Consider the following 12,700-nt stretch of genomic DNA (forward strand, 5'->3'; position numbering starts at 1 on the left):
TATTTTTTTAATTAAAACGAAAGATTAAGACCTAAAGCAAAACGTCTTGGTATAGGATAGCTTAAATTTGTTGTACCTAAAACCGTTCTACCAGAACCATCAGTATCATTAACTGTTGGGTCTACACCTGTAAACTTAGTAAGCGTAACCAGATTATCTCCAGAAACATAAATGTTTGCACCAGATATTCCTACTTTGTCTAATATAGACTGAGGTAAATTATAAGATAATCTTACATTGTTTAATCTTAAATAACTACCGTCTTCTAAGTCGCGTGTAGATGTTTGATTACTTGATAGATACCCGCCTACCTTTGGTAATGGATGCGTTACGATATCTCCAGGCTGTTGCCATCTTGCCCATCCATTAGGCAATACCATCTGATTAAATGCTAGGTAAAATCCATCAGAATCAAACAAGGTCCGTGATCCGTTTAATAATTCAGCACCATAAGAAAAACTCCAGTTAGAACTTAAGGTAAAATCCTTATACCTAATATTTGTATTAAAGCCTCCTGTAAAATCAGCATTTGCTGATCCTGCTACCTGTAGTGTTGCAGCATTGTAATCAAAAGTTGTAGATCTTGTTCCATCTTCATTAACAACTTCAAAAACTGGTTCTCCGTTTGCAGGATGCACTCCAAGCCATTTTCTTAAATAAAATGCTCCAAATTCTTCGCCTTCTCTAATAATGGTATTACCAGCACCAAAAATGTCTGATCCATCAGGTAATTCATTTACCTCATTATTATTAAAACTAATATTAGCTCCTACACTTATACCAAAATCATCTTTGTTTACAATATGAGCAGAAACTCCAATTTCTAGTCCTTTATTGGTAACCGATCCAATATTCTGAAATCTTCCCGAAAAACCAGACAAATCTGGTAATCGTCTAAAGAATAATAAATCGGAACTTTCTTTATTATAAACATCTACCGTTAAATCTACGGCATTAAATAGCGTAGCATCTAAACCAATATTGGCTTCAGTAATTTTTTCCCATGAGACATCGGGTGTGCCTAATCTTGCAGGCTTAGCTGCTAATACTCCCGCATATTGAAACTCTACATTATACGTTGTTAAATAGGCAAAACCACCAATTAGATTACCTACAGATCCATAACTTCCTCTTAATTTTAACTTATTTATTTTATCTGTATTGAAGAAACCTTCTTTATGAATGTTCCAACCTGCTGCTGCCGCATAAAAAGTACCATAACGATAATCAGGAGCAAAAGCAGAAGCTCCATCTACTCTTACAGAACCTTTTACAAAGTATTTACTCTTGTAATCATAATCTGCAGTAAATAAAAAGGATTGCTGAGCAGATTCTCCTGCGGATCCTTGAATTTCTGTTGCCTCTAAGCCTATATTCTGTACTTGGCCATTAACTAAAACATTTTGAGATTCAGCACTAAACCACCGCGACGATCTATCGTTATATTCATAAGCTGCTAAAACATTAAGCGTATGGTCTTCGTTAAATGTATTAGAATACTTTAACATTTGGTTGGTAAACCTACTTAAAGACCTAGAGTTATAATCATAAACAGAACCATTAAAAGCACGACCTGAATTAGATCTTGGATCTGTGTAGCTGAACGACTCAAAGTGACCCCATCTAAAATTGTTAGTAGAGACAAAGGTTAAGTTAGGTAACAACTTATATTCAAAATCAAAACTTGCAAACAAGTCAAATGACCTTGAATCGGTATAATTCCACTGGGCATCATAAAAATAATTACCTCTATCCCTGCCTATCCAATCATCACCTGGTGCCGTTTGTGCATTGACTACCGAACCATCTGATGCAAAGGGTAAATCCCAAGGCATGTTGGTATAGGCTTGATATAATGAGGCTTCGTTAACGTTTTCTCTTCTATCAAAAACAAAATAAAGCTTTGGCTTAATAGTTAACTTATCTGTTATGTTATAATCTAAATTGGTACGGAAATTATATCTTTTTAAATCGTTACCAATTACTGTACTTTCTTCATCATAATAACCAGAAGATATTAACAAATTATGTGTATCAGTAGCAGAAGTAAACCTTATAGAGGCATCCTTTACCAAAGCGTCCTGTGTTAATCCTTCTACCCAATTATAATCTCTTTGCAATAAATCTTCGGTAAACCAAGGTTCAGTATTCCCTAGCTGCTGATGAAAATCATATAACTGTTGAGAATTCATTACTTCAAAATTCCCAGTATTAAATTGGTTTATAGCCGTTTTTAAGAAAACCTCCATCTTAGGCTTTGTTCCTTTAACACCTCTTTTTGTAGTAACAATTATTACACCATTGGCTGCTCTATTACCGTATAAAGCGGTAGCAGATGCATCTTTTAAAACCGATAAGCTAGCTACGTCATTAGGGTTTAACTTAGGGTCTGAATTACCAAAAATAACACCATCAACAACCCATAAAGGCTCGTTATTTCCGTTGTCTATAGATGAACGCCCTCTAATAAAAACGTTTGGCGATGACCCTGGCCTACCACTACTAGGCAAAACCTGAACACCTGCGACCTTACCTTGTAGCATAGTTGCTACTTCTGGCACAGTTACGTCTGCTAATTTTTCTGATTTAACTTCTACCACAGATGATGTTAATGTTTCTTTTTTCTGTATACCATAAGCTACTACAACTACCTCATCTAAACCAGAAGCATCTGTTTGTAAGGTTACATTAATAACTGTTTGGTTATTTATTGTTATCTCTTGAGGGAAGAACCCTAAATACGAAATAATAAGAATAGCATTGGTATCAGCTACATTTAAAGAAAAATTACCATCAAAGTCGGTTTGCACTCCGTTGGTAGTTCCTTTTTCTATAATGTTTGCTCCTGGTAAAGGCTGTCCATTTGTATCTACCACTGTTCCTTTTACAGAAATTTGCGGTTTTACTTCTGGTAATGGAATGCTTACTCGTTTTACTATGACAGTTTCATTTTCTGTAAACTCAAAAGTACATCCTATAGGTTTTAAGCCTATATCTAATAATTTTTTTGCAAGAATGACACCTTTTTTCAATTCAATCTTAGGAGCATTTACTATTAAGTCATCACTATAAATAAATTTATAGCCAGCTTGTTGTTGAATCATCTCAAAAATTTCAGCTACCGATATGGTTTTATTAGCATCAATTTTAATTTTTGCATTCTGAGAAAATGTACTATTAGGCGAAAAGCTGAAAGCTGTTGTGAAGCATAATAATATAAATGTTCTCATAATGGTTAGTAATAGTTTTTTCCTTTTATGGAGAAAAACATTAGTAAAGTTAATTTTCATAAATTTGCATTTTAGATTAGTTAAACAATATGATTAATCTTACTTAAAAGGAATGAAGTCTAAACTGTAGGAGGTGGTGACTTTATTCCTTTTCCTTTTTTTTATTCAATGATGACAATATTATTTCCTATACGGTAATTTATTTCATTAGTTTTTTGTATATAAATTAATATTTGGTCTATGGTACTTTCTCTATCTAATACACCTGAAAAACTTTTATTCTCTATCTCCGGGTTTCTAAAAATATACTCTACATCATACCATCTGGATAATGTCTTCATAATGTCTTTCATAGTTTTTTGTCTAAAACTAAAATAGCCCTCTTTCCAAGCAATTTCATCAAATAGTTTATTGACTTTTTGAACAGTAATGCCTTGTCCTTTCATATTGATTATAGACTGTTCAGAAGGTTTAAGAAATTTAGATTCTATACCGTTACCAACTTTTACCTGACCTTCTACTAAAGTTGTAACAATATCATTTTCATCTTGGTAAGCTTTAATATTAAATTCTGTACCTAATACTTCTATTTCCTGCATTCCTGTTTTAACCATAAACCGATCTCCGTCATGCATTGTACTTTTTGAAACCTCAAAATAAGCTTCTCCATAAATTAATTCTACCATACGGGTTTGTCCCTCAATAAAGAAAACAGGATATTTCAGTTTAGAATCTGAATTTAGCCATACACGTGTGTTATCTGATAATTGTACGAAATATTGCCCACCCCTGGGTATTGTTAAATAATTAAACTGAAGTGCTTGTTTCTTTTTAGATCCTGATTTAGAATCATATATCAGTTTATCTTCATTAAGTGTACGTCCTTTTAATGTCACTTTTTTTCCCTTTTCTAAAACAACTTCAGACCCGTTTTCTAAGGTAAGTATGGCTTTGTCCATACCTGGTAAAATAGTTGCGTCATTTTTAGTGTTACTAATTTGTTCTTCTTTATCAAAAGAAAAATTATTTATCAGATATGCATATCCTAACCCTATCGTAACTATAAATATTGCTGCATATTTAAAGACTCGTTTAAAAGCACTTTTTCGTAAACTGGTTTTGTCTTGCTTTATCTTTTGCAGTACTTTTTCTCTTTCACCTTCTATATCAAAGTCAAGCATATTGGAGTCTATTAAGTAATTGGTATTAACGAAATTCTTAAAAACCAAATAATTGGATTCTTCACGCATCCATTCCGTTAATTCGATCATTTCATCTATGGAAGCTGATCTGGAGAAGTACTTGATTATTATGGTTTCTATATTTTTATTTGGCATTTTGGCTGCTCATTTGAAGTGAGACGTACCAAAATCACATAATACTTACGCTTTTTATTTTTTTTTTATATTGTAGCATAATTTTTTTAAATTTTATCCATTGTATACTGATCTCTCAAATATTAAAACATTAGTCCAAGAGCTTGAAAAAGGTAATCATCAAGCATTGGTGTTTTTAATGAATACCTATCATCACCAGCTTTGTTTATATGCTTATAGTCTCTCGAATGATTTTGATGGTGCTAAGGATATTGTACAAAATGTTTTTGTTAAAATATGGGAAGACAAACATAAACTACAACATGTAAAATCTATAAAGAGTTTTTTATATAAATCTGTGTATAATGGCTTTATAGATCAATGGAGAAAGGATAAAAAAATGTTAGCTATTGAACAAAAACATTTTGAAGCTTTGGAAGATATCGTTAAAAACGAAAATGCAGATGTGTTAAAAAAACAACTATCACTGGTTAAGCTTGAAATTCAAAGATTGCCTCCAAAATGTAAAGAGACATTTTTATTGAGCAAGCAGGAAGGTTTAACCAATATTGAGATTGCTAATTTTATGAATGTTTCTATTAGAACTGTAGAGGCGCAAATGAATAAAGCTTTTAGAATACTTCGCAAAAAGCTTCAAAATAAGATTAAACCTATGTTGTTTTTATTATTTGGCATTAATTTTCATGTTGAAAGTTAAATAGAATAGGTATTTTATGAGACAAAATTTTCAATATCCTTAATTGATTACATTTCTAAAAAATACTTAAAATATTTTGGTAGGAATTAGAATGATATTCAGTTTTAATTTATAATAGTAAAATGCCTTTGAATAAAAATTCAAAGGCATTTTTGACTAACTAAAAATAATCAAAATTACGACTTAGTGTAATGAATGATGTATATTAAAATTTTGTTTTTGATTCATTATCAGTTCTATCATTTTAAGGGTTTGACAATAAAATGAAAGAATCTAATTGCTTTATTTTTCTCTTTAAAATGGGACTTTAACAATAACAGTATCTCCTTTTCCATTATCATCTGTTATGCTTTGTATGGTCCACAAATCCTTTAAATTATCACCATCAATAATACTGCCGCTATAATCGCCCCACGCAACGCCATCCGTAAATCCTTTTCCTTCACCTAAACTTACAATTTCACGTAACGTACCTTTTGGGTCTTTTGCCTTTCTAAAAGCCAATCTTGGACTAATAAACATATTTTCATTTGTTTCTTGAAACCCAACAAGTACATCATTTTTCTTGTTAACGGCAATGGTAGTTTGAATGTAATTAGAATGCTCACTACTAATTAGCCCTGTTTGAACAATAGTCCCATCTGTTTTTATCTGGTGCCATTGTACTGCTGCCCTATCATTAATATTAATGGTATGTGAAAACCAAATGTAATCATTCTGTAAAACCAAGTTTTTAGGGTTTCTATCTCCCGAAGATGTCAATTGATCTGTATTTTTTTGAGGTGATTTAGGCGGCCACTTAAAATGATCTAATTTTGGCATTGTTTCAGCAACAAGCTCACAAACAGGAGACCCATCTTCTGCTGTAACAATGCGTCTAATTACAAATCCACCTTGACGAGTTATTTGAAAAAAGTATAAGTCATCTATCTTATCTTGAGTGGCTACTGGGTGTCCCAAACTACCTGGGAAATGATAAACTGTAGCTGGTTTTCCAGATTTGGCTTCTTTCATTTTCATAACAAAGGTTCGTTCTTTTCCTCCAGGAAAAGAATAACCTATCCATTTTTTACTATAACTAATACCACCGCCATCAACACCATTTGGGGCTGGTACTGGATATGTATTCCAAGCCTGTGTTGGATCTTTTGTTTCTGAAATGGAAATATTTACGGGTTTCTTCTTTTCTTTATCCCAAGGGTTCCATAAATCAAAACCAAAAACCTTATTATGTGGGTCGAAAAATAATTTAGGGTCAATGCCTTTATTAAAACAATTTTGAGATACACCTTCTATAAAATTTCCTTTTTTATCATATATAATTAAGCCACTATTACTTCCATGTAATACATAGCCTCCTCCAACAGCAATTTGTGGATCTACCTGTCTATTGCCGTCCATAGAGCCATCAAAAGCTAAATAACCGGCTTCTTTTCTCGGATTACCTCCTTGTTTACGCTCTTTACATTTACCATTATTATTGAAAGACGTTTTTTTAATTGGTAAAATAACTTCTGTTCGTGATGGTTTTACTATTTTATTTAAAGGGGTAACCTTATTATTTTGTGCCCCTAAAGAAAGGACACTACTCGTAATGGCTAAAAAAAAGAGATTGTTTATAAACTGCTTCATTATTTGACTTTTATTTGTTTTGAGAATGACTATTTCTTTAAAGTTCAAAAATTAATAAGTATCCTTAATCCAGTTATAAGGTTTACGTTTTACCCACATGCCCCTAGTAAAATCTGGGAAATCTTGTGGTTCTCCATTGTTCTCTATTGATAGTTCTGATAATGGCGTTACTGCACTCCATGCTGCTGCATCGTAAGCATCCATTGGTGGTGCTATATTTTGTTTTGCAGATTCTACAAAGGCATTCATTACGAAAAAGTCTATTCCACCATGACCAGCTTCTGTCGCATCATTGCCATATTTTTTCCATAAAGGATGATCATATTTTTTAAACCATGCATCCATATCTTCCCAGCCATGTCCTTTTGTTACACCTTCTATATGAATACGTTGTGTATGGTAATCGAAATCTGTAAGTCCTTGTACACCTTGTACCTTAAATCCTAAAGAGTAGGGGTGTGGGGTATTTACATTATGTGTTACAATAATAGTTTCACTATTAGAAGTCTCTATTGTAGATGTTATAATATCTCCTTGTTTCCATTTCAATTTCGCATTAGGGTGATCCTTACCTCCATTGTCAACAATATATTTGTTCAATCCAATGGCTTTGGTAGCGTGGGATGTTAAAGAGAGGAAACGATTACCTCTGTTTACATCTGCCATGGTAGCTACTGGTCCTAGACCATGAGTTGGATATACATCTGCATTTCTTAACAACGAATGCTGTGTTCTCCATGTCGATTCTGAAATACCTTTTTCTCCAAATTCAACTCCTTTTCCATAAGCTGTTTTTCCGTCGTTAAGTTTTACATGTCTAAGATCATGTTGGTAACCACATGTAAAGTGTAACAATTCTCCAAACACATTTTGCTTTACCATATTTAGTACAGCCAAAACATCTCTTCGGTAGTTTACATTCTCTAGAATCATTAGATGTGATCCAGTTTCTTCATGTGTATTTACCAAATCCCAACATTCCTCTAAGGTATTAGCTGCAGAAACTTCTAATCCTGTATATTTGCCAGCCTTCATAGCATCTACAGCCATTTTTGTGTGCCATAGCCAAGGAGTAGCTATAATGACTGCATCTATGTCTTTTAAAGCTAATAAATTTCTATAATCATAATCACTTTTACCAAATACTTGTGGTTTTTTATGATTCGCTTTTTCTATTTTATCTAAGGCTATTGAAATTCTTTTTGAATCTATATCACAAATAGCTAATACATTTACATCGCTTCTTTGCAACAAATTTCCTAAGTGATTGGTCCCTCGTAGTCCAACACCTATTATTCCTATATTTAATTTTTCTCCTCTTCCTTTATTAGATATCCCAAATGTTAAGTTTGGAGCCATAGCTATTCCTGCTCCTGTTATAGCAGATTTCTTTATGAAATTTCGTCTTGAATTCATGTGAATTTTAATAAAAAGTTATTAATGTTAAAGCTTAACCAAAAATACTATACACAATTAATAATCGTGATGATATTTTAGTCATTTTGGAGTACTATTTAGTTTAAAAGTATGGTTTGACTATTTTTTACTCCTTTTTGATTAATATACCTCTCTCTTTGTTCTTGTTTATAGCATTTCAAATAAACTCAAATGGAATTTATTAATATATTTACATGATTCTTTCTTTTTACAATATTTAGTAGTTTTTAAAAAAATAGCCCTTACAAAAACTATTTTTCACTAAAAATATAATCAATGCTCTCATTAAAACTTTATCATTTTCTACTCATTGCTTTTTTTTACTCTTCATTTTCGTATGGGCAAAATCATGCAAATTTTAAGCACTTATCACCAATTTTTAATAATAAATCTGTAGCTATATCAAAAACAGCTCAAGATCAACAGGGAAACATCTGGATGCTTTCAGTTTATGGTATTTTAGTGTATGATGGATATAATTATAAAGCAGTAAAAAATGAAACTATTTTTCCTAATTGGAAAGAAGAAGATGTTATAAAGGATATTGTTTTAGATAATAATAATAACATATGGATAACATCTACATTAGGGTTGGTGTCCAAATATAATGCACCAAAAGGGCAATTTGAAGATATTTCAATACTGGTAAAAGATGGCATTACAAAAGTTCGCCCAAAAGAAGAAAATGTTTGGTTAATTTCAAAAAACAGTGCGATATATTGTTATTCAGGCTCTAAAATTGATCATATTACAACAATTTATAATGAGGGTTTACCTCTTAAAAACAGTATTGATATTGATTTTGTAAAACCAAATGAGTTATATGTAAGCACAGACAATGGGAAAATTTTTAACTATTCCTTAAAATCAAAAAAAACGACTGAATTAGTAGGTGTCTATACCGATTACCCAGGGACTATAATTCTAAGAACAGATAACAATAACAAACTTTGGATAGGTACTGAAGCCTTTGGAGTTCTTGTGTATGATAGTGTACTTAAACAATTCATTCAAGAATCTCTTTTTGAAAAAAAGAGCTATAATATTAATAAAGAAATATTCTTAACACTGTTTTGCGATAAGGAAGGCTATATGTGGGGAGGTACAGATGGAGGTGGTTTGTACAAAATAAATTCTAACAATGGAGAAATTGAGATATTCACTAAACAAGATTCTAATGAATTTTCTTTGGGGAGTAATACCATCTTAAATATTAATGAAGACAATCATAAAAATATATGGATATGCACAAATTATGGTAAACTTAACGTACTACCAAGTGCTAATAACAATATTAAATACCATGAAGGTTCCGCAAACAATACACCTCTTAGAGTTTTATCTGTCTATAAAAGCTCTCAAGGCGACTTATGGGCTGGAACAGATGGCTCTGGCATAACAAAAATCAGTTATAACTTAGATGGTTCTACGAATGAAACACAATACTTTAATAATATAGCATTAAATAAAGGCTTTTATGTACAATCTATAATTGAAGATAATCAATCTAATATTTGGTTTGGTACCTATAAAAATGGACTTTATTTTCATAATACAAAGAAAGGGACTTTTGAAAAAGTTAATATTGTTAATTCTAAAAAGCAGGAAGCTACTGATGTAAGAACTGTATTTAAAGACTCTAAAGATCGTATTTGGGTTGGATCAAATATTTCAATAAATGTCTATTCTTCTAATTTAAGCCTATTAGCCTCTTTTGAGAATAATACAAAAGGTTTAAAAGGCTCTATTGTTGAAAGTTTTATTGAAGATGAAACAGGTGCTATTTGGTTAGGAATTTATCAAGGAGGTTTGTTTATGTTTAATGAAAATAAAAACAACCTAAAGCACTCAACGTTTTCAAATCATTCTTATAGTAAAAATAATGAGAGTAAAAACCATAGAGTCAAGTATATGGCTCTTGGAGATTCCAATGATATATGGTTAATAAATAGCGTTAGCAAACTTTTAAAGTTTCACACAAAGAGTAAATCATATTCAACTTTTGACCATATAGAATCTATTAACGAGCAAGATTTTAGTTCTGTAATAGTAGAAGACAATAATAATATTTGGTTGAGTTCGAACAATGGGATATGTCATATAAATATTGAAAAAGCCAGTTTAAAAAGATATTACAGTACAGATGGTCTGCAAGATAATTCCTTTTTATCTAGAAGTGCTTTTAAAGATAAGCAGGGTACCATGTATTTTGGCGGACTTAAAGGTTTAAATTATTTTAATCCAAAACAGTTAAGCAAAAAAGTACCGCACCCTTCACTCTCTATTAATACTATAGAGATTCTTAATCAACCAGCCGATGCTTTAATTCCTTCACAAATTCCTTCGGGAATTTCTAATGTTGAATTATTAAAATTAAAATATAACCAATCTTCTTTTTCGTTTAGGTTTTCTGCTATTGATAATATTCTCAATCCAAAATATTATTATGCATATAGATTAAAAGGATTTGATGATGATTGGATAACTAGCCGTTCTGAACGCATTGCTACTTATACAAATATTCCTTCAGGTAGTTATATTTTTGAAGTTAAGGCAGGCACAAAAAAAGGTGTTTGGGATATTCCAAAGAAGCAAATTACTATAGAAATAGACCAGCCTATTTGGAATAAACCAATAGCATATTTTATTTACATGTGTTTTTTTGGGTTATTTATATTTGGACTAAAACGGTGGTATTCGTTGAAAAAAAAATTATTCTTAGAAAAAGTTAGCCATAAAAAAGAAAGTGAGTTACATGACCTTAAAATGAATTTCTTTACTAAAATGTCTCACGAAATTCAAACTCCAATAACACTAATTTTAGGTCCAATTGATGATATGTTAAGATTGGCCGAACAAAATGGAAACTTACTACTTAAACAACGCCTAAATATTATAGCCAATAATACGAATCGACTTTCTAAAATAGCTCGCGAGTTAACCTTAGTTAGGAATAAAGAATTAAACAAGTTAAGGTTAACAGTTACTAAAAATAATTTGTTTAAAAATATTGAAGACATTTCTTTGTCATTTAAAGAATTAGCAAGAAAAAAACAAATTGATTTTGCTATAAACTGTCCAGAAAATTTGTCAGAAGCATGGTATGATAAAGAAAAAATAGAACACATTATATATAACCTACTTTCCAATGCATTCAAGTTTACTCCAAAAGAGGGAAATATTCAGTTAAGTATAATTCCAATCAATTCAAAAAAACAAATAAAATTGTCTGTAATAGATTCTGGTCCTGGAATTCCCAAAGAGGAATTAGATACTATTTTCGAATTATTCTACCAATCTAACATAGGTAAAAAGAACAAAGGTTCTGGTATTGGATTGGCACTTACAAAAGAATTGATAGATTTACATAGAGGAACAATTAAAGTTGATTCAACCCACTTAGAAGGCACAAATTTCACTATTACATTACCTGTTACAGAAGAGGCTTATCTAGATTCTGAAAAAATTATAACTAGTGATTCTGAAAAACCAATAGTTGATATTGAAGATAAAAACGAAAATGAAAAGGAAAGTGAAGGGCCTAACCTGTATAAAAAAACAATCCTAATAGTAGAGGACAATTATGATTTGCAGACTTTTTTAAAAGAACTGTTATTTGATCAATACAATATTATTCTTGCTGAAAATGGTGAAGAAGGTTTTCATTATGCCAAAAGTAATTTTCCTGACCTTATTCTAAGTGACATCATGATGCCTAAACTTGATGGCATTGAAATGTGTAAAGCATTACAAACAGATCACTTAACAAAGCATATTCCTATTATATTACTGACAGCAAAAAACTCTACAAATGCTAAGATTTCTGGACTAAAATCCGGTGCTATAGAATATATTAACAAGCCCTTTAATACTAAAGAGTTATTGTTAAAGGTTAAAAATATAATTTCATCTAAAGAACATATAATTTCAAAATACCGCAAAGAAATAATTAGTCATCCAAAAATAAAATTAGAGCAATCCCCAGATGAGGTTTTTCTTGAAAACTTAACATTTAGAATAAATTCAAAATTAGATGATGCTAATTTTAAAATAGAAACGCTTGCAGATTCTTTAAATATGAGCTATTCTAGTCTTTATAGAAAATGTCAATCTTTAACGGGGCACAGTTTAGTTGATTTTGTTCGTCTAATGCGGTTAAAAAAAGCGGCCATTTTAATTGCCAAATATGGCTATACAATTTCTGAAGTTGCTTTTATGGTAGGCTTTAATGATCCGAAATATTTTTCTAAATGTTTTAAAAAACTATATAAGAAAAACCCTAAGAATTTTGGAATTGAAGCAAAAAAAATGGGTGTTGACGAATACCTCAAAAAGCATCGTTTAGAAAACATCATTTAGAGGACATT

Annotated in this window: 6 protein-coding genes; 2 read left to right on the plus strand and 4 right to left on the minus strand. The window is 31.3% G+C overall.

The features are described from left to right. Positions 1–11: 11 nt before the first annotated feature. Positions 12–3,230: a SusC/RagA family TonB-linked outer membrane protein gene (locus Q4Q47_RS23160; RefSeq protein WP_303309105.1), complete on the minus strand. Its 3,219-nt coding sequence runs from the start codon at positions 3,228–3,230 to the stop codon at positions 12–14. Between the two features lie 161 nt (positions 3,231–3,391). Further along, positions 3,392–4,567: a FecR family protein gene (locus tag Q4Q47_RS23165; RefSeq protein ID WP_303309106.1), complete on the minus strand. Its 1,176-nt coding sequence runs from the start codon at positions 4,565–4,567 to the stop codon at positions 3,392–3,394. Positions 4,568–4,667: 100 nt separating this feature from the next. On the opposite strand from Q4Q47_RS23165, the gene Q4Q47_RS23170 reads away from it, so the two are divergent. Beyond that, positions 4,668–5,264 carry an RNA polymerase sigma factor gene (locus tag Q4Q47_RS23170; protein ID WP_303309107.1) on the plus strand — a complete coding sequence of 199 codons (597 nt, stop codon included), beginning with the start codon at positions 4,668–4,670 and terminating at the stop codon, positions 5,262–5,264. A gap of 294 nt (positions 5,265–5,558) precedes the next feature. Here the strand turns inward: Q4Q47_RS23170 and Q4Q47_RS23175 are convergent, their stop codons facing one another. Then, a complete protein-coding gene (locus tag Q4Q47_RS23175; RefSeq protein WP_303309108.1) occupies positions 5,559–6,896 on the minus strand; it encodes a hypothetical protein in 1,338 nt (445 codons plus the stop codon). Positions 6,897–6,947: 51 nt separating this feature from the next. Beyond that, positions 6,948–8,312, minus strand: a complete 1,365-nt coding sequence (locus tag Q4Q47_RS23180; protein WP_303309109.1) for a Gfo/Idh/MocA family protein — start codon at positions 8,310–8,312, stop codon at positions 6,948–6,950. Between the two features lie 297 nt (positions 8,313–8,609). Between Q4Q47_RS23180 and Q4Q47_RS23185 the strand changes: the two genes are divergently transcribed. Continuing rightward, positions 8,610–12,692, plus strand: a complete 4,083-nt coding sequence (locus tag Q4Q47_RS23185; RefSeq protein WP_303309110.1) for an ATP-binding protein — start codon at positions 8,610–8,612, stop codon at positions 12,690–12,692. Positions 12,693–12,700 lie beyond the last annotated feature (8 nt).

This window comes from Flavivirga spongiicola (assembly GCF_030540825.1).
In the GTDB taxonomy this organism is placed as follows: Bacteria; Bacteroidota; Bacteroidia; order Flavobacteriales; family Flavobacteriaceae; genus Flavivirga; species Flavivirga spongiicola.

Excerpts from the sequence above, each read along its gene's own strand:
- Q4Q47_RS23160 (WP_303309105.1), bottom strand. The coding sequence starts at position 3,230 with ATGAGAACATTTATATTATTATGCTTCACAACAGCTTTCAGCTTTTCG.
- Q4Q47_RS23180 (WP_303309109.1), bottom strand. The coding sequence starts at position 8,312 with ATGAATTCAAGACGAAATTTCATAAAGAAATCTGCTATAACAGGAGCA.
- Q4Q47_RS23165 (WP_303309106.1), bottom strand. The coding sequence starts at position 4,567 with ATGCCAAATAAAAATATAGAAACCATAATAATCAAGTACTTCTCCAGA.
- Q4Q47_RS23175 (WP_303309108.1), bottom strand. The coding sequence starts at position 6,896 with ATGAAGCAGTTTATAAACAATCTCTTTTTTTTAGCCATTACGAGTAGT.
- Q4Q47_RS23185 (WP_303309110.1), top strand. The coding sequence starts at position 8,610 with ATGCTCTCATTAAAACTTTATCATTTTCTACTCATTGCTTTTTTTTAC.